We start from the raw sequence: 20,167 nt of genomic DNA on the forward strand, positions 1-20,167 counted from the left end.
TGGAACGCGATTAGCGTGTCGCGGTATTTGGTGTCTTCATGTAGCGGAAGAAATCGCTGTCTGGGCTCATGACCATTACGTCCTGATTCCCTTCAAAGCTCTTCTCGTAAGCACGCAGGCTACGGATGAAGGCGTAGAAGTCCGGATCCTGACTGAACGCATCGGCAAACAGCTTAGCGGCTTCTGCATCGCCTTCACCGCGCATAATACGGCCCTGACGCTCAGATTCTGCCAGCGTTTTAGTGACTTCATAGTCAGCCGTTGCACGCAGTTTTTCCGCCTCTTCCTGGCCTTGTGAACGATGGCGACGCGCTACCGCTTCACGCTCAGCGCGCATACGGTTGTAGATAGCCTCGGACACTTCAGCAGGCAGGTTGATTTGCTTAATACGCACGTCAACCACTTCGATGCCCAATGCCGCCATACTGTTCGGGTTGATGACCGGTACTTTACCGTTCGTTTCAGCCTGAACACGTTCAGCCGCTTCGGCAATCGCGCTATCTGCTGCCGGAGTCGCCACTTCGTCTTCCGTGCCAGCAGAACCGGAGTTCAGCGCGTCACGAACTTCCAGGGTCAGACGACCGCGGGAATCGGTAACGATGTCCTTCACGTCCAGACGACCAATTTCAGAACGCAGACGGTCAGAGAACTTACGTTTCAGCAGGACTTCCGCCTGAGAAACATCGCCACCGCCCGTTGCCAGGTAGTAACGGCTAAAGTCACTGATGCGCCACTTGATGTAGGAGTCAACGATCAGGTCTTTCTTCTCTTTGGTAACAAAGCGATCTGCCTGGTTGTCCATGGTCTGAATACGCGCATCCAGCATCTTCACAGATTCAATAAACGGAATCTTGAAGTGCAGGCCTGGTGCAACGACCAGCGGCTTGTTTTCATCGTCACGCAGAACTTTACCAAAGCGCAGAGTAATACCGCGCTCGCCTTCTTTGACCACAAAGACAGACATGAACAGAACTACCAGAACGATGATGATAATCGCAATAACTGACTTACGCATCGTTATTCCCCCTGACGCTGGTAGTCGTTACGCTGCGCATTCGCGCGGCGTTGGTCCATAATATCGCCCTGACTGGTGGACGATGTGTTGCTTGCTCCAGTGCTGGAAGTCGTTGCTGGCGGCAGACGCAGCAGGTTTGAACTGCTGTCAGTCTTTGCTGCTGGCGCACTACCACCTTTCAGCATTTGATCCAGCGGCAGAACCATCAAATTGCTGCCTTTATCGTTAACCAGGACTTTGCGGGTATTGCTCAACACTTTTTCCATGGTTTCGATATACAGACGCTCGCGGGTAATTTGCGGTGCGGCTTTATATTCCGGCAGAATTTTTGCGAAGCGAGCCACTTCACCCTGTGCTTCCAGGATTGTCTGAGTCTTATACGCACGCGCTTCTTCCAGAATACGCTGCGCCTGACCGTTTGCACGCGGCTGAACTTCGTTGGTGTACGCTTCCGCTTCACGGATGTACTGCTGTTCGTTTTCACGTGCTGCGATAGCATCGTCAAACGCGGCTTTTACTTCTTCCGGCGGACGTGCAGCCTGGAAGTTGACGTCCAGCAGGGTGATACCCATGTTGTACGGACGGATCGTTTCTTCCAGTTCACGTTGGGTATCGCTACGAATAACGGTACGACCTTCGGTCAGGATACGGTCCATGGTGTATTTACCGATAACCCCACGCAGGGCACTGTCGGTAGCCTGACGCAGACTGTCATCCGCGCTGGTTACGCTAAACAGGTAACGCTGCGGATCGGTCACGCGGTACTGTACGTTCATTTCGACGCGCACGACGTTTTCGTCAGAGGTCAGCATGACGCCGGATGCGGCAAGTTCACGCACGGCTTCAACGTTGACCGGTGTCACTTCGTCGACAAAGGTCGGTTTCCAGTTCAGACCCGGTTCAACCAAATGGCTGAATTTACCGAAGCGTGTCACCACGCCGCGTTCCGCTTCTTTAATGGTATAGAAACCGCTGGCCGCCCAGATAATGACGATAGCGGCCGCTGCGATAATAAAGACTCGACCGCCCAGTTGCGGACGCGGGCCTTGCGATGAACTACCGCCGCCAGAGCCAGTACCTTTACCGCCACCCAGACCACCGAGCTTTTTACTCAGTTTGCGGAAGATATCGTCCAGATCGGGAGGTCCCTGCTCGCGACCACCTTTGTTTCCATTTCCCTCAGGGTTGCCGCCAGGTTTGCTGCTTCCCCAGGGGTCGCGGTCTTGTCCGTTATTACCGGGCTGATTCCACGCCATTTTTGTGCTCCATATTTGTTATGCGATGCTATACCTGCGTCTTTTGCGCTGCCGTTGCGTTGGCTGCGTCCCTCAACGCCAGTCACATAGTTGACTATGCTCCTGGAGATTTCAGGACTTGCCGCCTTCCTGCCGCACAAAATCCACAAGGTATAGAGGCGAAAAAATCTTCAGGCCATATCCGTCAGATCAGACAACATAGTCTTCCAGTGCCGGTTCTTGTTTACAGAGGCGACGCCAGTCTACGATCGGCATACGAACCTGCAGACCTACGCTGCCGTCCTCCTCCATCCACTCTTTTTCTATTGCCTGAAGTTGATAAAACCGGCTTCTCAAACGCCCTTCCTGCGGCGGCAAACGCAACGTATGCTGCGCCACCTCACCGGAAAGTCGCTCAGTCAAAGCCTGAAAAAGTTGTGGTATACCAATCCCCGTTTGCGCTGATACCCAAACGCGAATGGGTTTATTCTCTTCATCTCTGTCGATACGCGGCTCAAAGTCATCCAACATATCGATTTTATTCATCACCAGCAGGGTCGGGATCTCATGCGCATCGATCTCTTCGAGCACCGTATCGACGGCCTCAATGTTTTCCTGCACACGAAAATCTGCTGCATCAATAACGTGCAGCAGCAATGTCGCCTGACGTGTTTCCTGCAAGGTGGCCTTAAACGCCGCCACCAGGTCGTGCGGCAAATGACGGATAAACCCAACGGTATCCGCCAGCACAGTCTCACCCACGTCCGCAACGTCTATTCTGCGTAGCGTCGGGTCCAGGGTCGCAAACAGCTGATCTGCTGCGTAGACCTGGGCTTCGGTGATCTGGTTGAACAGGGTGGATTTTCCGGCGTTGGTATATCCCACCAGTGATACGGTTGGGACATCCGCTTTCTTGCGCGACTGTCGCCCCTGCTCACGTTGCTTTTCAACTTTTTCCAGGCGCGACTGTATCTGCAAAATGCGATTACGCAGCAAACGACGGTCGGTTTCGAGCTGGGTTTCACCCGGGCCGCGCAAACCAATCCCGCCCTTTTGCCGTTCAAGGTGAGTCCAGCCACGGACCAGACGCGTAGCCATATGGCGCAACTGCGCCAGCTCAACCTGCAACTTACCCTCATGGGTTCGCGCACGCTGGGCAAAAATATCTAAAATGAGACCAGTCCTGTCGATAACAAGACACTGGCACAACTGTTCCAGGTTACGTTCCTGGGCAGGGCTTAGAGCATGATCAAAAATCACCACCGCAGCGCCAGTCGCTTTTACGGCTTCGGCAATTTCGATTGCCTTACCTTCACCAACAAAATACTTCGGGTGCGGTGCTTTACGGCTCCCGGTAATCACCTGCATTGCTTCGACACCGGCGGAAGAAACCAGAGATTCAAACTCCTGGAGGTCTTCCATATCTTTGTCTTGCGAAAAATAGATGTGTACCAGTACCGCCTGCTCACCGGCATCATAACGGTCAAACAAGCGTCAACCCCTTAATATAAATCAACGGGGAACACAGGATCGCTGGCTCCCCGTATGTAAAACAGCTAATAACCTTATTCGGTTTCTTCGCTGTCCTGTTGCGCAGATGAACCTTGCGCGTTGCTACCGTGATGGTAGTTGCTGCCTGTGCCGCCGGTGGCATTATTGCTGTGATGAGAAACCGGACGAGACGGGACAACAGTAGAAATCGCGTGCTTATAAACCATCTGGCTGACCGTGTTTTTCAACAGGATCACGAACTGATCAAAAGACTCGATTTGACCTTGCAGCTTAATACCATTCACCAAATAAATAGAAACTGGAACACGTTCCCGACGCAGTGCGTTCAGGAACGGATCTTGTAAAGATTGCCCCTTAGCCATTCTCTCTTTTCCTTATATGCTTATTTGTACTTTGAACCTTTCGATTCTGAAAAATTGCGCACGATACGTTTCAATTGTACACATTCAGTTCGCGATAGCACCAACAACCTGTAATACTTCGTTTCGCGCCTGGTCAGGCTTTTCACTGTCAAGCCAGTGCACCCCTTCCCAACCACGCAACCAGGTTACCTGTCGCTTCGCCAACTGCCTCGTGGCGCAAACACCTCTATAAACCATTTCATCGTATGAAATTTCACCTTCAATGTATGACCACATCTGGCGATACCCTACACAACGAATGGAAGGCAAATCCGTATGCAAATCTCCACGGGCAAAAAGCGCCCGGACTTCTGCTTCAAAACCTGAAGCTAACATCTGATGAAAACGCTGCTCAATTCGCTGATGGAGCAGTTCACGGCTCGCCGGGGCGATTGCAAACTGATGCACCTGATACGGCAAAGCATCTCCTGACGTTTGCGTCAGCTCCGTTAAAGTTTTACCCGAAATGAAAAAAACTTCCAGTGCCCGGGAAAGTCTTTGCGGATCATTTGGATGAATACGCGCCGCTGCCACGGGATCGATGTCCTGAAGCTGTCGGTGTAACGCGTCCCAACCCTGCTCTGCCGCCTGCTGCTCAATTCTGGCCCTGACTTCCGGGTCCGCCGACGGTAACGGCGACAGTCCTTCAAGCAAGGCTTTGAAATATAACATTGTGCCGCCCACCAGCAACGGGATACGGCCCGCGGCGGTGATGTCGGCCATCTCGGCTAACGCATCGCGACGAAAATCCGCAGCGGAGTACGCCTGCGATGGATCGCGGATATCCAGCAATCGGTGCGGTGCGGCCTGTAATTCAGCTGCATCAGGCTTAGCTGTACCGATATCCATCCCCTTGTAAATAAGGGCGGAATCAACGCTTATCAACTCTATGGGCAAAACTTTACGCAATTCAATTGCTAATGCCGTTTTACCGGAGGCCGTTGGCCCCATCAAAAAAATCGCCTTTGGCAGGCTCGCCTTACGGGTATCACTCATGTTTCAGGGCATTCATTACCGAATGTAAATCAACAGGTTGTAACAGACCACCCGGCGGTGCCTTCACGAGTTGTGGGCAGAGCCGCTCAACATCCGCTAACAGCGTAATCGCCTGTGCCATGCTCCACTGTGGATGCTCGCTCATCAGGTTACGTGCGATCCACTGTGCAATATTGCCCGGCTCGAATACGGATTGCTGCGCCAGGTAGCCTATCAGTTCAGGAATCAAGATTTGTAAATTTTGTTGGCGTAAGGGTAAAGGCACCGCCCGGATGGTCACATGCTGCGCATCCAGCTGAAATTCAATGCCCAACTCAGCCAGTTGGCTCTGTCCTTTTTGCAGTGCCGCTTTTTCATCAGCGGTCACTTTTAGACGTAAAGGGATCAGTAACGGTTGAGCACAAACCGCTCCCTGATCCGGCGTTAACTGCGCCTGACGCAGCCAACGCTCAGCCACCGGTAATGCCAACAACCGAATATGGCCATCGCACTCGAGTAACGCGCAGTCTGCACCAACTATCGTTAGCACCCGGCCAAAGCCCTGACTGCTGCCAGTCAGAGGCGTCGATGGCGTTTCAGAGACCGGCGTTTTACGCGTTGGAGCAGGCGTCTGCATCAGTTGCTGATAAATTTCGCCCTGCTGCTTTTGGTATCCGGGTTGAGCACGAGGCCAACTGGCTCCCGCCTGACGGCCACCGCCACCACTATTGCCACTTCCAGTGCCAGCGGATGCTGAGTACCGCGGTGTCGCAGGTTCACGCGCGGGAGCCGGCTCGGCAAAATGGTTGCGTCCAGCAGCAACGCGGTTTTCCGGAATGTGCCTTGGGGCGGGTTCGTCGTCATCAGCCAACGGCAGCGGCGTTTCAAGCTGCTGTTGCAGGACACTCAACACGCCCTGGTAAATAAAATCGTGCACCAGGCGGGATTGATGGAAACGGACCTCATGTTTAGCTGGGTGTACGTTGACATCCACTTGATGCGGATCGATTTCCAGATACAACACAAAAGCGGGCTGTTGATCGGCTCCCAGCTTATCTTCACAGGCCTGGCGGATAGCATGGTTGATCAGCCGGTCGCGCATCATCCGACCATTCACGTAGCAGTACTGGATTTCTGCCAGTGCTGCCGTTGTGTGGTTAGGATCGGCCACCCAGCCGCGCAATGTTAAATCGCCATGCTGCCATTCGATCGCCAGCGCATGCTCCAGAAACGGCGTGCCGCAAATCGCGCCCAGTCGGCGCTCTTTCTGCCCATCCGCGGCCACTGCCCGGTACTGACGCACCACTTTGCCGTTGTGCGACAAATTTATCGTCACATCAAAACGCGCCAGCGCAATGCGGCGAATAATCTCGTCGATATGATTAAATTCGGTTTTCTCGGTGCGCATAAATTTGCGCCGCGCCGGGGTGTTGTAGAACAGATCCAGCACCTCCAGCGTGGTTCCCACCGGATGCGCAGCGGGTTTAACTGTGACATCCATGTCACGCCCTTCGGCATACGCCTGCCAGGCTTCGGGTTGTTCTTGCGTACGCGACGTCAGGGTTAAACGAGACACGGAGCTGATACTGGCCAGCGCTTCGCCGCGAAATCCGAGGCTTACGATGGCTTCAAGATCGTCAAGCGAGGCTATTTTACTGGTGGCATGACGCGCCAACGCCAACGCCAGCTCGTCTTTTTTAATCCCGCAGCCGTTGTCACGAATACGGATAAGCTTCGCGCCGCCGCGTTCAATATCGATATCAATGCGCGTCGCACCGGCATCGATGCTGTTTTCCACCAGCTCTTTCACCACTGACGCAGGCCGTTCTACCACCTCGCCTGCGGCAATCTGGTTCGCCAGCTGTGGCGGTAGAACCTGAATCGGCATGGCTAATCCTTAATTTGTTAACGTGTTACCCGGCGATATGGCGCTGGCGGTTTGCGCCGGTGCGCCCTGCGGCCCGGTTTGCATCGGGTGCGCCTGGAAATAGTTACGCAATCCTTTGTAAATCGCCTCAGCCAGTTGCTGCTGGTAATCATCGCTCGCCAACAGACGTTCTTCGCTGTTGTTACTGATAAAGCCAGTTTCAACCAGCACTGACGGGATATCAGGCGAACGCAGTACGCCAAGACTGGCGTGTTCTGGACGACGCTTATGCATCGAACCAATACGTTCTAACTGGCCGATCATGCTGGTCGCCACATCATACCCGACGCGCTGCGAATGACCGAACTGCAGATCCAGTACGGCCTGGCTGAGGTAAGGATCGGACTGGCTGTTTGCCAGCACATCGCCCGCGCCGCCCAACAGCTCCGATTGCTTCTCGTGCTGTTCCAGCCAGCCGGCCATCTCACTGTTCGCCCGACGGTTTGACAGCACCCAAACGGAAGCACCTGTGGCATCACGATTTGGCGCGGCATCCGCGTGAATAGAAACCAGGAAATTGGCGTTTTGTTTACGCGCGACGTCTGAACGCCCCATCACCGAGATAAAGTAATCACCATCACGGGTGAGTACACCTTTAAACATCGGGTCATCATTGAGCAAACTGCGCAGCTTGCGCGCCACGGCAATCGTGACGTTTTTCTCACGCGTGCCGCCAGGACCAATAGCGCCAGGATCCTGTCCACCGTGTCCGGCATCAATGGCAATCACCACCTTATCGCCGTTGCTGGTGCTGGCGCGCGCCGCAGGGCGCGTGGAGGTATTGCTGTTAGTCACAGCCGTAGTGCGATCGTTTTCTGCTTTAAACGGATTGCGCGCTGGCTCGACAGGACGTGGGGCAACAATCGGCGCTTCAACACGCTTTGCAACCACGGGAGGTGGAGGCGGCGGCGCATCAGCGTTAATGGTAAACACGACGGTATAATTGCCGCCGTTCTGGCGTTTTACTGCTTCGGCTTTACCGTTCTCGGTTAAATCCACCACCAGGCGCAGAGACTGCGCATCTTTTGGCGTGCCGGAACGGATAGATTTCACCAGATTATTGCCGCTAAACAGCAGCGGTAACCCCTGAATCACACCGGTTTGTTTAATATCCAGCGCGACGGTTCGTTTCCCGTCCTGCGAAACGGCATATTCAGGATCGCCAATAAAGCTCAGCGTAATCCGCGCCTGTTGATCGCCATTGGACACCTGAAGATCGGAGAGGCTGGCGGCCCCTGCCTGCGCGCACAGCAGGACCAGGGTTGCCATCAGCCAGTTTCTGATGCGATAAATCATCCCGCCACCCTTAAGGTTAATCGGCTAAACGCGCCAGCAATAAATCACCTGATGAGGAGACTGCGCTTACACGCGCCTCTCGACCTTGCGCCTGGTATTCAATGTGTATTTCGACGTCCGGGTCTGGCAGTACACCTTTACCTTGTTGCGGCCATTCCACCAGGCAGATGGCATCATTGGCAAAATAATCGCGGATCCCCATAAATTCCAGCTCCTCTGGGTCCGCAAGTCGGTATAAATCGAAGTGATATACCATCAAGTTATCGAGTGAATAGGGTTCAACCAGCGTGTAGGTGGGGCTTTTTACATTACCTTTATGACCTAACGCCTGCAGAAATCCCCGGCTGAAGGTGGTTTTACCCGCCCCCAGGTCGCCGTACAAATATATAACCGTCGCGCCGTCACAGGCTTTGGCTACCCGCAGTCCCAGGTCTAAAGTCGCCTGCTCATCAGGTAGTGGAATTACTCGATTCATCATGATAAACGTCAATCACATCAGGGTTAACAATACGCTGTAGCGTGGTAAAGAGATCTGTCGCCAACATGCCGCGCGTACCAAAACGCGCCGCCAGCACATCCGCCGCCGCTCCGTGCGCAACACATCCCGCACATGCTGCATCATACGGGGTAAGCTTCTGTCCGAGCAATGCGCCAATAATACCGGAAAGCACATCCCCCATTCCGCCACTGGCCATCCCGGCATTGCCGGTATCAATAATACCCAACTCCGCCTGTTCAGCAGCAACAACCGTACCCGCGCCTTTCAGCACCACCACGCCTCCGTACCGTTTTACCAGACGTTGTGCACAAAGTAAGCGATCGTCTTCAATTTCTGCAATGGAACAACCCAGCAGTCGCGCGGCTTCACCTGGATGCGGCGTGATCACGCGATTGTGACGTTTATCGGGGTTGATTGCCAGCAGGTTCAGCGCATCCGCATCCCAGAGCATCGGTTTGCGAAAATTCTCCACTTTTTGCAGCGCTTTTTTGCCCCACTCCTGCTGACCAAGCCCGGGGCCTATCACCACTACATCCGCCCACGCCAGACTCTCTTCCAGCGTCTGCGGCGTCAGCGCATCGACCATCAGTTCCGGTCTGGCTGTCAAAATAGGCGCAATGTTTTCACTGCGCGTCAGCACTTTGACCAGCCCGGCACCTGCTCGCAGCGCGGCTTCCCCGGCCATGCGTATTGCGCCTGCCGTACCGTGGTCACCGCCGATAATCACCAGTCGACCGTGGGACCCCTTGTGCGAGGTGGGTCGACGCGGCGTTAGCCAGTGTGCAAGCTGTTGAGCATCAAAACGTTGTATTGGCGCATTCTGCCCCACCAGCCAGTCGTCCAGCCCAAGTGCGTTAACATGCAGACGCCCGGTGACATCGCGCGCTTTACCGGTGAGCAGGCCCGGCTTGAATGCAATAAAGGTAATGGTATGCGCTGCGTTGATGACCGCGCCCGGCGTCGCTCCCGTCTGCGCTAGCAGGCCGGAGGGAATATCTATCGCCACGGTGGGGGCTGGGTGAGAATTGGCACGTTCAATCAATACCGAGAGAGACTCACGCGGCGCATGTTTTAAGCCAGTGCCTGACAGCGCATCAATAATGACGTCCACGTTATTTGGCCAATTGATATCCGCCGCGTGAATGACGCCACCAGCGTTAAGCCAGGCATCACGCGCCTGCTGCGCCTCCTCGGGGAGCGGTTTGTCACTTTCCTGCGCCAGCAACGTAACTTCAAGACCCAGCGCTTTGGCAAGTCTTGCCACTACGTAACCATCACCGCCGTTGTTGCCATGACCACATAGCACCAGCCAGTGCCGGGCGTTCGGATAAGCCTCATGAGTGACCTGAAACGCCGCCTCTCCCGCCCGTTGCATCAGTTCGTACAGCGTCAGCCCTGAACTGTCTGCCGCCTCTCGCTCCATCCGCCTGATGTCATCGGCGTGCCAGATGGAGTGTGGTATACTTGCGGGGTTTTTCTTCATTGTATGGTCCGTCATGTCAGAGCCCCTCGATCTCAATCAGTTAGCGCAAAATATTAAGCAGTGGGGGCTGGAGCTTGGCTTTCAGCAGGTCGGGATTGCCGATACCGACCTCAGCGAAGCGGAACCCAAACTGCAGGCCTGGCTGGATAAACAATACCACGGCGAGATGGACTGGATGGCCCGTCACGGCATGATGCGCGCCCGACCTCACGAATTATTGCCCGGTACGCTACGTGTCATCAGCGTACGTATGAACTATCTTCCTGCCAATGCGGCCTTCGCCAGCACGTTGAAGAATCCTTCTCTGGGTTACGTCAGCCGTTACGCGCTGGGGCGCGACTACCATAAGCTGCTACGTAACCGCTTAAAAAAGCTGGGAGAGATGATTCAACAGCACTGCGTTTCGCTGAATTTTAGACCTTTTGTCGATTCTGCGCCCATTCTTGAGCGTCCGTTAGCGGAAAAAGCCGGGCTTGGCTGGACAGGTAAGCACTCACTTATCCTCAATCGCGAAGCCGGTTCATTTTTCTTCCTCGGGGAATTACTGATCGACTTACCCCTACCGATCGACCAACCAGTAGAAGAAGGATGTGGGAAATGCGTCGCCTGCATGACCATCTGTCCCACCGGGGCCATTGTTGAACCCTACACGGTGGATGCGCGCCGCTGTATCTCTTATCTCACTATCGAACTGGAAGGCGCGATCCCGGAAGAATTTCGTCCATTGTTGGGGAATCGAATTTACGGCTGCGATGATTGCCAGCTTATTTGCCCGTGGAACCGCTATTCACAGTTGACGGCAGAAGATGACTTCAACCCGCGCAAGCAGCTTCATGCTCCGGAGTTAATAGAGCTGTTTAGCTGGAGCGAAGCGTGGTTTTTAAAAGTCACGGAGGGGTCTGCCATTCGTCGTATTGGCCACCTGCGCTGGCTGCGAAATATCGCCGTTGCGTTGGGTAATGCTCCCTGGAATGAAGCCATTCTTCACGCACTGGAAAGTCGCAGAGGTGAGCACCCACTTCTCGACGAACACATAGAGTGGGCGGTTGCTCAGCAAATCGAGAAGCGAAATGCCTGCGTAGTTGAGGTGCAGCTACCGCAGAAACAACGTTTGGTCAGGGTCATTGAGAAGGGTCTGCCGCGCGACGCTTAAGTCATCCACAGCTTGTGTATAAAAATAAAAACACATTGATATTCAAGAGGGAAAAAATCGTCAAGTGATCGCATTAACAATTTGCAATGATAATTAAATTAATAATTTCAAATAGTTAAAATGATACTATTCACCCGGCGAAGTTTTTTGCATTCCAGGAATAATACCCGAACCTGTGGATAAGTCTGTTTACAAGAGTATGTCAATGACGAAACAAAACGTCCCCAACGCGATTATTCGTTGTGGATATTTTTATTGGGGTAAGAATTTGGAGCGGGAAACGAGACTCGAACTCGCGACCCCGACCTTGGCAAGGTCGTGCTCTACCAACTGAGCTATTCCCGCTTGGGTGTGTCTGTGCTTAATAAGCACTTTCAAATTTTGGAGCGGGAAACGAGACTCGAACTCGCGACCCCGACCTTGGCAAGGTCGTGCTCTACCAACTGAGCTATTCCCGCTTGGGTGTGTCTTTGCTTAATAAGCATTTTCAAATTTTGGAGCGGGAAACGAGACTCGAACTCGCGACCCCGACCTTGGCAAGGTCGTGCTCTACCAACTGAGCTATTCCCGCAAATCTGTACTGCTTTTGTTGCTGTCGTAATTCGCATTTCTGCGTCGTTACGGGAGGCGCATTATACGAGAAATCCGTTTAGCTGCAACCCCCCTGAAAGCGTTTTTTTCGAAAATTCGTTCAAGTGATTAATTTGCAATCAAGCTGAACAATTTAGCGTCAAAAAACCGGTGGCGCAAGCCACCGGAGAACAAAATCAAAGATTAATAAAATGTTCGCGATAGTAAGCAAGCTCAGCAACAGATTCACGAATGTCGTCCATCGCCTGATGTGTTCCCTGCTTGGTGAAGCCCGCAAGGATTTCCGGCTTCCAACGACGCGCCAGTTCTTTGAGCGTACTGACGTCCAGATAGCGATAATGGAAATACGCCTCCAGCTCCGGCATGTATTTAAACAGGAAACGACGATCCTGCCCGATGCTGTTGCCGCAGATAGGTGATTTCCCTTCCGGAACCCACTCTTTCAAAAAAGCCAGCGTGGCCAGTTCAGCTTCACGATCGCCCATGGTGCTCGCCTTCACGCGCTCCACCAGCCCGCTACCGGTATGCGTACGTACGTTCCAGTCATCCATTAATGCCAGCTGTTCGTCGGACTGGTGCACCGCAATTGTCGGTCCTTCAGCCAGAATATTCAGGTTGGCATCCGTCACCAGCGTGGCGATCTCAATAATGCGATCGCGCTCGGGATCCAGACCTGTCATCTCCAGATCGATCCAAATCAGGTTGTTTTCATTGGCACTCATGCTATTTTCCACCCTTCAGCGTCACATTCAGTGTGACTACATTGATCTAAAATTGTGTGTATCATAAATGTTTTGCCCATCATGGGCGACCAGGAGCCAGTCCGATTGAGTAAGAATAAACTCTCCAAAGGCCAACAGCGCCGTGTGAACGCCAATCACCAGCGTCGTCTTAAAACGTCCACGGAGAAGCCCGACTACGACGACAACCTGTTTGGCGAAACCGCTGAAGGCATCGTTATCAGCCGTTTTGGCATGCATGCCGACGTAGAGTCTGCTGACGGTGAAATTCACCGCTGCAACATCCGCCGTACAATTCGCTCGCTGGTTACTGGCGATCGCGTAGTCTGGCGCCCGGGTAAAGCGGCAGCTGAAGGCGTGAATGTCAAAGGTATCGTTGAAGCGGTACACGATCGTACCTCAGTACTGACACGCCCCGACTTTTACGACGGGGTAAAGCCTATTGCCGCCAACATCGACCAGATCGTTATTGTCTCAGCCATCTTACCCGAGCTGTCACTCAATATTATCGACCGGTATCTGGTAGCCTGCGAAACGCTACACGTTGAACCGATTATCGTGCTGAATAAGATCGATCTGCTGGATGATGAAGGCATGGCCTTCGTTAACGAACAGATGGATATCTATCGCAACATTGGCTATCGGGTGTTGATGGTATCAAGCCGCACAAAAGACGGCCTGAAACCGCTTGAAGAAGCATTAACCGATCGCATCAGCATTTTTGCCGGTCAATCGGGCGTAGGTAAATCCAGCCTGCTCAATAACCTCCTCGGCCTGCAGGAAGAGATCCTGACCAATGATGTCTCTGACAACTCCGGCCTTGGACAGCACACCACCACGGCCTCTCGCCTGTATCACTTCCCGCACGGCGGCGACGTTATCGACTCCCCTGGCGTACGTGAGTTTGGACTGTGGCATCTGGAGCCGGAACAAATCACGCATGGCTTTGTCGAATTTCATGACTACCTGGGCCATTGCAAATACCGCGACTGCAAGCATGATACCGATCCAGGCTGCGCTATCCGTGAGGCTGTAGAAAAAGGGGCCATAGCCGAAACCCGGTTTGAAAATTATCACCGCATCCTGGAAAGCATGGCGCAGGTAAAAACGCGTAAAAACTTTTCTGATACAGACAACTGACAACTAAGCTAAGCATCGCTAGAATCGTCCCCCTTTTTTCAGGATCCGGCCCGTATGCCGGATCGGGAACAAATTATGGCCTGGAGGCTACCTTGTTAAACTCATTTAAGCTTTCGCTACAATACATTCTGCCGAAACTATGGCTCACTCGCCTGGCGGGTTGGGGTGCGAGCAAACGAGCGGGATGGCTGACCAAACTGGTTATCGATCTGTTCGTGAAATATTACAAGGTCGATATGAAAGAGGCGCAAAAGCCGGACACCGCCAGCTATCGCACCTTCAACGACTTCTTTGTTCGCCCGCTGCGCGACGATGCTCGTCCGATTAATACCGATCCAAACGTACTGGTCATGCCCGCTGACGGTGTGATTAACCAGTTAGGCAACATCGAGGAAGACAAACTGCTGCAGGCTAAAGGGCACAGCTATACCCTTGAAGCGCTGCTGGCTGGCAACTATCAGATGGCGGACAAATTCCGCAACGGTACGTTTGTAACCACTTACTTGTCTCCACGCGATTACCACCGTGTACACATGCCGTGTAACGGTATCCTGCGTGAAATGATGTACGTGCCGGGCGATCTCTTCTCTGTAAACATCCTGACTGCGCAAAACGTACCGAACCTGTTTGCCCGCAACGAACGTGTAATCTGTCTGTTTGATACCGAATTTGGCCCGATGGTGCAGATTCTGGTCGGCGCGACCATCGTCGGCAGTATTGAAACCGCATGGGCTGGCACCATTACTCCACCGCGTGAAGGCGTCATCAAGCGCTGGACCTGGCCGGAAGGCGAAAGCGAAGGGTCGGTGGCGCTGCTGAAAGGTCAGGAAATGGGCCGCTTTAAGCTCGGTTCCACCGTCATCAACCTGTTCGCACCTGGCAAAGTTAACCTGGTTGAGCAGTTGCAGGATCTGTCCGTGACCAAAATCGGCCAACCAATGGCCATCTCGACCGAGACTTTCGTGACGCCAGAGGCAGAACCGGCCCCGCTGGCGAAAGAAGAGATCGAAGCAGAACACGATGCCAGCCCGCTGGTTGACGACAAAAAAGACGAAAGTTAAACATAGGAATCGCTGCTGTGCGCCTGATTATCACTTTTCTGATGGCCTGGTGCCTCAGCCTGGGGGCGTACGCTGCGACGGCCCCCGATGCCAAACAACTCACCCAGGAACTGGAGCAGGCAAAAGCGGCAAAACCCGCTCAGCCAGAAACCGTTGAGGCGCTCCAGTCCGCGCTGAATGCCCTTGAGGAGCGTAAAGGCTCTCTCGAGCGTGCCCAGCAATATCAGCAGGTTATTGATAACTTCCCCAAGCTGTCCGCAACGTTACGCGCGCAGCTTAGCAACCTGCGTGATGAACCGCGCAATGTGCCAACCGGACTCACTACCGATGCGTTAAACCAGGAGATCCTCCAGGTTAGCAGCCAACTGCTGGAAAAGAGTCGTCAGGCCCAACAGGAGCAGGATCGCGCCCGGGAAATCGCCGACTCGTTAAGCCAGCTTCCTCAACAGCAAACCGATGCCCGCCGCCAGCTCAATGAGCTTGAGCGACGCATTGGTACCGCCAACGGTAATTCCGCACAGAATCAGGCGATGCAGGCTGAATCCGCCAAACTTAAAGCCCAGGTCGATGAACTGGAGCTGGCGCAGCTTTCCGCCAATAACCGTCAGGAACTGGCGCGTATGCGCTCCGAACTGGCGGAAAAACAGAGTCAACAACTCGACGCTTACCTGCAGGCTTTGCGCAACCAGCTTAACAGTCAACGTCAGCGTGAAGCTGAGCGAGCGCTGGAAAGCACTGAACTGCTGGCGGAAAACAGCGCGGGACTGCCGGAGGGTATTGTCGACCAGTTCAAGGTAAACCGCGAGCTGTCTCAGGCCTTGAACCAGCAAGCACAGCGTATGGACCTGGTCGCTTCGCAGCAGCGTCAGGCCGCCAGCCAAACGCTGCAGGTGCGTCAGGCATTGAATACGCTGCGAGAGCAGTCTCAGTGGCTTGGGGTTTCAAATATGCTGGGAGAAGCGCTGCGAGCGCAGGTATCCCGTCTGCCGGAAATGCCTAAACCTCAGCAGTTGGATACCGAAATGGCGCAGCTTCGCGTACACCGCATGCGCTATGAGGATCTCCTCAACAAACAGCCGCAACTGCGTCAGATTCATCAGGCCGATGGACAACCGCTGACCGCTGAACAGAGCAGCATCCTCAACGCCCAGCTACGCACCCAGCGTGAGCTGCTGAACTCATTGTTACAGGGCGGCGATACGCTGATCCTTGAGCTGACCAAGCTCAAAGTTTCCAACAGCCAACTGGAAGATGCGCTAAAAGAGGTCAACGAAGCGACGCACCGCTACCTGTTCTGGACGTCAGACGTTAGCCCTATCTCCCTCTCCTGGCCTGTCGACATCGTTCAGGATCTGCGGCGTCTGATCTCATTAGATACGTTTAATCAGTTGGGCAAAGCCAGCATCATGATGCTGACCAGCAAAGAAACGCTGCTACCGCTGTTCGCGGCGTTGGTGTTAGTTGGCTTTAGCCTCTCTTCGCGCAAGCACTTCACCCGTTTCCTTGAACGCTCGTCCGCGCGGGTCGGGAAAGTCACCCAGGATCACTTCTGGCTGACAATACGCACGGTATTCTGGTCAATACTCGTCGCTTCGCCGTTGCCAGTGCTGTGGGCAACGCTCGGTTACGGATTGCAGGAAGCCTGGCCTTATCCGTTGGCTGTTGCGATCGGCGATGGCGTTACCGCCACGGTGCCCATCCTGTGGGCAGTAATGATCTGCGCCACCTTTGCACGTCCCAACGGTCTGTTCATTGCCCACTTTGGCTGGCCGCGGAACCGCGTCGCGAAAGCCATGCACTATTACCTGATGAGCATCGGGCTGATTGTCCCGTTGATCATGGCGGTGATTATGTTTGATAACCTCAATGACCGGGAATTCTCCGCCTCACTGGGGCGTCTGTGCTTTATTCTGATTTGCGGTGCGCTGGCTGTCGTAACCCTGAGCCTGAAACGCGCCGGGATACCGCTGTACCTCGATAAAGAGGGCAACAGCGATAACATGGTCAACAGCATGCTGTGGAATATGCTGATGGGTGCGCCGCTGATTGCCATTCTCGCCGCGGCAGTAGGCTACCTCGCCACATCACAAGCCCTGCTGGCACGTCTGGAAACGTCTGTAGCGATTTGGTTCTTATTACTGGTGGTGTATCACGTTATCCGCCGTTGGATGCTGATTCAGCGTCGCCGCCTGGCGTTTGACCGCGCCAAGCATCGACGCGCTGAAATGCTGGCGCAGCGCGCGCGGGGCGAAGAAGAACCGCCGCATTCCACCAGCCTTGAAGGCGCGATCGACGTTGATGAAAGCGAAGTGGATTTGGATGCTATCAGCGCGCAATCGCTGCGTCTGGTGCGTTCTATCCTGATGCTTATCGCCCTGCTCTCGGTCATTGTACTGTGGTCAGAAATTCACTCCGCTTTCGGCTTCCTGGAAAACATCTCATTGTGGGATGTCACCTCCACGGTTCAGGGCGTGGAAAGCTTAGAACCGATAACGCTGGGCGCGGTGCTTATCGCGATTCTGGTATTCATCATCACCACCCAGTTAGTGCGCAACCTACCCGCACTGCTGGAGCTGGCACTACTGCAACATCTGGATTTAACCCCCGGCACCGGTTATGCCATCACCACCATTACCAAGTATTTGCTGATGCTGATTGGCGGTCTGGTTGGTTTCTCGATGATCGGTATTGAATGGTCCAAACTGCAATGGCTGGTGGCGGCTCTCGGTGTCGGTCTGGGCTTTGGTTTGCAGGAGATCTTCGCCAACTTTATTTCCGGCCTGATTATCCTGTTTGAAAAACCAATCCGCATTGGCGACACGGTGACGATTCGCGATCTTACCGGTAGCGTGACGAAAATTAATACCCGCGCCACCACTATCAGCGACTGGGACCGCAAAGAGATCATCGTGCCCAACAAAGCCTTTATCACTGAACAGTTTATCAACTGGTCGTTATCCGATTCCGTTACCCGTGTGGTGTTAACCATCCCGGCACCGTCTGAGGCGAATAGCGAGGAGGTTACGCAGATCCTGCTGACTGCCGCGCAGCGCTGTTCGCTGGTTATCGATAATCCGGCACCTGAAGTCTTCCTGGTTGACCTGCAGCAGGGGATTCAAATCTTCGAACTGCGTATTTATGCCGCAGAGATGGGACATCGCATGCCGCTGCGCCATGAAATCCATCAACTGATTCTGGCAGGCTTCCGCGAGCACGGTATTGATATGCCGTTCCCTCCGTTCCAGATGCGTCTGGAGAGCCTCGGCGGTAAGCAAACAGGGAGAACATTAAGTTCTGCAGGAAGAGGCAGTCGCCCGGCAGGGAGTTTGTAACGCATAATGCAGGCAAGAAATGCCGGATGGCGACCCGTTGGGTCTAATCCGGCCTACGGGTCTGCAATTAACCTGTAGGCCCGATAAGCTTGCGCCATCGGGCATTTCATCGCCGACCACAGACATTTTCGGGCTTAATATGCGTCCGGATCGGCAACAGGCAATAAACACCAGATGGCCTTTATTCCACCGCCCACTCAGGCTCGTTGGTCGTGCGACGGCTGTAGTTCTGATAAATCGCCATCGCCAGCAGTGAGAAGAAGATCGGACCGCCGGTCATCCACAGTGCGCTGTTCCAGTCCCCGGCTTCAATTACCGGCTGGATGATGGTGAACACGTTGGCAAACGTCACCACCAGCACGACCACTCCCGTTGCCAGCAGCGTCGCCGCTCGGGTTTTAAAGACAACAAACGGCCTTTCCAGACCCGGACGGGATTTAAAGAACGGAAACGCCAGCGCCAGGAACAGATACGGCAGCGTCATTGAGACGTTCGCCATCAGCGTCAGTTTGTTATAGAACGCTGAAGCCGTATCGCCACCAAATGAAACCAACAGGATAAACAGGCTCACCAGCAGGCACTGTAACCACATTGCCGTCGTCGGCATCCCTACGGCATTCAGTTTGGTCATCGGCGCGGGCCACAACGCCTTCGGCGTGCCCTGAATAATCGCTTTCAGCGGTGAGTAGCTGAGGGTGAAAAAAGCGCCGGTGTAGGCAAGGAACATGGAAAGCCCGGTAATACGTGCAAACCATACGCCCATCACCATTGCGGCATCAGGGGAAAGATGTAGCGCGTTACCCAACGTCATTCCGAGGCTTTTCATCAGGATATAGGTAATATTCCCGAGGTTAACTGAGCTATTACTTAATACCTGCTGCCAGTTGGTGCTAACGCCCCATAAAAAGATGGCCAGTGAATAACCAACAGAAATGACAATAGCGGCAAAGACAATGCCTTTTGCAAAGTTCTTTTCTGGTTTTTCTGTTTTATCAACCAGTCCCCCCACAGCTTCAATTCCGCCGTAAGCAAAAATGGCAAACACAACAAATGACAACATTGCCAGTCCAGACTGATATCCTGGATTAGGCGAAGAGATGAAATTAATATCCTGTGCAAAGTGGCCACCAGTTAATAACAAAATAGCGACACTCACTAACAACAGAACTAAATTAAGACACATTACGGCAATTCCACCTACAGCCGTAATACGCGCAATCTTATTAATACCCCGGGATGCCACGCAGGTCACTAGGATCATCCAACCGACTGCGAGCAGTCCGACAACCTGCGTAGGCTCAAGCCCTGCAATACGCCAGTGCTGCGTCATGTCTGCGCCAAACAAGAAGGTTGAAAAAGGTACCCAGACTTTCGCCGCAGTACTAACCATCCATATCACATAAGAAGAAAACCACATAAACGTGCCGATAAACGCATAGCGTGGTCCAACGCTATTATTCATCCACGAATAGATTCCCCCCTCTTCTTTCCGATAGGCAGAACCCATTTCCGCCATCATTAAAGCAAATGGAATAAAGAATAATAATGCAGAAAATATATACCACGGTATTGCACTATACCCCATTAAATAGAACGCGGAGGGGCTATTAGCAAAACCGAAAACTGACGTAAATATCATGAGAATGAGACCTATCAGGCTCATCTTTTTTATTGTTTGGGTCATTAAACCATCCCTTACTCTGGCAAGCGTTTAACAAACGCCGCTCACCGGTTGGCACTGCTCTCTTTGCAGAGTTCAGCGATAAAAAAATCAACACAGAATTGATACCTAAACGATATCAAATAT

Annotated in this window: 15 protein-coding genes and 3 tRNA genes; 4 read left to right on the forward strand and 14 right to left on the reverse strand. The window is 53.5% G+C overall.

Annotated elements, in window-relative coordinates:
- Positions 1 to 10: 10 nt before the first annotated feature.
- The 9 genes from hflC to nnr form a co-directional block, all read right to left on the reverse strand.
- The gene (gene hflC, locus JQN59_RS21105; protein ID WP_003830491.1) at positions 11 to 1,015 is read right to left on the reverse strand and encodes a protease modulator HflC; all 1,005 of its coding nucleotides are present in this window, start codon (positions 1,013 to 1,015) and stop codon (positions 11 to 13) included.
- 2 nt (positions 1,016 to 1,017) lie between these two features.
- Positions 1,018 to 2,271: an FtsH protease activity modulator HflK gene (hflK, locus tag JQN59_RS21110; RefSeq protein WP_149607485.1), complete on the reverse strand. Its 1,254-nt coding sequence runs from the start codon at positions 2,269 to 2,271 to the stop codon at positions 1,018 to 1,020.
- A 189-nt stretch (positions 2,272 to 2,460) separates the two neighbouring features.
- Entirely contained in the window at positions 2,461 to 3,741 is a 1,281-nt protein-coding gene (gene hflX, locus JQN59_RS21115; RefSeq protein ID WP_003830495.1) for a ribosome rescue GTPase HflX, read from the reverse strand.
- A 74-nt stretch (positions 3,742 to 3,815) separates the two neighbouring features.
- Positions 3,816 to 4,124 (reverse strand): RNA chaperone Hfq, encoded by a 309-nt coding sequence (gene hfq / locus JQN59_RS21120; protein ID WP_003025584.1) that lies wholly within the window; start codon positions 4,122 to 4,124, stop codon positions 3,816 to 3,818.
- An 84-nt stretch (positions 4,125 to 4,208) separates the two neighbouring features.
- A complete protein-coding gene (miaA, locus tag JQN59_RS21125; protein ID WP_008786004.1) occupies positions 4,209 to 5,159 on the reverse strand; it encodes a tRNA (adenosine(37)-N6)-dimethylallyltransferase MiaA in 951 nt (316 codons plus the stop codon).
- Positions 5,152 to 7,026, reverse strand: a complete 1,875-nt coding sequence (mutL, locus tag JQN59_RS21130) for a DNA mismatch repair endonuclease MutL (RefSeq protein WP_149607484.1) — start codon at positions 7,024 to 7,026, stop codon at positions 5,152 to 5,154. Before mutL ends, miaA begins: the two co-directional genes overlap by 8 nt.
- A gap of 9 nt (positions 7,027 to 7,035) precedes the next feature.
- Complete coding sequence (gene amiB / locus JQN59_RS21135; protein ID WP_032942167.1) at positions 7,036 to 8,361, reverse strand: N-acetylmuramoyl-L-alanine amidase AmiB; 1,326 nt, start codon at positions 8,359 to 8,361, stop codon at positions 7,036 to 7,038.
- A gap of 16 nt (positions 8,362 to 8,377) precedes the next feature.
- Positions 8,378 to 8,839, reverse strand: a complete 462-nt coding sequence (gene tsaE, locus JQN59_RS21140; RefSeq protein WP_008786002.1) for a tRNA (adenosine(37)-N6)-threonylcarbamoyltransferase complex ATPase subunit type 1 TsaE — start codon at positions 8,837 to 8,839, stop codon at positions 8,378 to 8,380.
- Positions 8,811 to 10,358 (reverse strand): bifunctional ADP-dependent NAD(P)H-hydrate dehydratase/NAD(P)H-hydrate epimerase, encoded by a 1,548-nt coding sequence (gene nnr, locus JQN59_RS21145; RefSeq protein ID WP_048215091.1) that lies wholly within the window; start codon positions 10,356 to 10,358, stop codon positions 8,811 to 8,813. The genes tsaE and nnr overlap by 29 nt, the downstream gene beginning before the upstream one ends.
- Here nnr and queG point away from each other — a divergent pair.
- Positions 10,357 to 11,496 (forward strand): tRNA epoxyqueuosine(34) reductase QueG, encoded by a 1,140-nt coding sequence (gene queG / locus JQN59_RS21150; protein ID WP_048215092.1) that lies wholly within the window; start codon positions 10,357 to 10,359, stop codon positions 11,494 to 11,496. The genes nnr and queG overlap by 2 nt on opposite strands.
- Before the next feature lie 269 nt (positions 11,497 to 11,765).
- Here the strand turns inward: queG and JQN59_RS21155 are convergent.
- The 4 genes from JQN59_RS21155 to orn all read right to left on the reverse strand — a co-directional run bounded on the left by JQN59_RS21155 (position 11,766) and on the right by orn (position 12,809).
- A tRNA-Gly gene (locus tag JQN59_RS21155) sits at positions 11,766 to 11,841 on the reverse strand.
- A 37-nt stretch (positions 11,842 to 11,878) separates the two neighbouring features.
- Positions 11,879 to 11,954, reverse strand: a tRNA-Gly gene (locus JQN59_RS21160).
- A 37-nt stretch (positions 11,955 to 11,991) separates the two neighbouring features.
- Positions 11,992 to 12,067: transfer RNA gene (locus JQN59_RS21165), tRNA-Gly, on the reverse strand.
- Positions 12,068 to 12,263: 196 nt separating this feature from the next.
- Positions 12,264 to 12,809, reverse strand: a complete 546-nt coding sequence (gene orn / locus JQN59_RS21170) for an oligoribonuclease (protein ID WP_020996267.1) — start codon at positions 12,807 to 12,809, stop codon at positions 12,264 to 12,266.
- 105 nt (positions 12,810 to 12,914) lie between these two features.
- Here orn and rsgA point away from each other — a divergent pair, with 105 nt between their 5' ends.
- From rsgA to mscM, 3 genes are all read left to right on the forward strand, one after another.
- Complete coding sequence (rsgA, locus tag JQN59_RS21175; protein ID WP_170974257.1) at positions 12,915 to 13,967, forward strand: small ribosomal subunit biogenesis GTPase RsgA; 1,053 nt, start codon at positions 12,915 to 12,917, stop codon at positions 13,965 to 13,967.
- A gap of 92 nt (positions 13,968 to 14,059) precedes the next feature.
- A complete protein-coding gene (gene asd, locus JQN59_RS21180) occupies positions 14,060 to 15,028 on the forward strand; it encodes an archaetidylserine decarboxylase (RefSeq protein WP_008785997.1) in 969 nt (322 codons plus the stop codon).
- A 17-nt stretch (positions 15,029 to 15,045) separates the two neighbouring features.
- A complete protein-coding gene (gene mscM, locus JQN59_RS21185; RefSeq protein WP_149607483.1) occupies positions 15,046 to 18,360 on the forward strand; it encodes a miniconductance mechanosensitive channel MscM in 3,315 nt (1,104 codons plus the stop codon).
- Between the two features lie 181 nt (positions 18,361 to 18,541).
- Here the strand turns inward: mscM and yjeM are convergent, their stop codons facing one another.
- Positions 18,542 to 20,044, reverse strand: a complete 1,503-nt coding sequence (yjeM, locus tag JQN59_RS21190) for a glutamate/gamma-aminobutyrate family transporter YjeM (RefSeq protein WP_008785995.1) — start codon at positions 20,042 to 20,044, stop codon at positions 18,542 to 18,544.
- Positions 20,045 to 20,167 lie beyond the last annotated feature (123 nt).

This window comes from Citrobacter sp. B72 (assembly GCF_016894305.1).
In the GTDB taxonomy this organism is placed as follows: Bacteria; Pseudomonadota; Gammaproteobacteria; order Enterobacterales; family Enterobacteriaceae; genus Citrobacter; species Citrobacter portucalensis.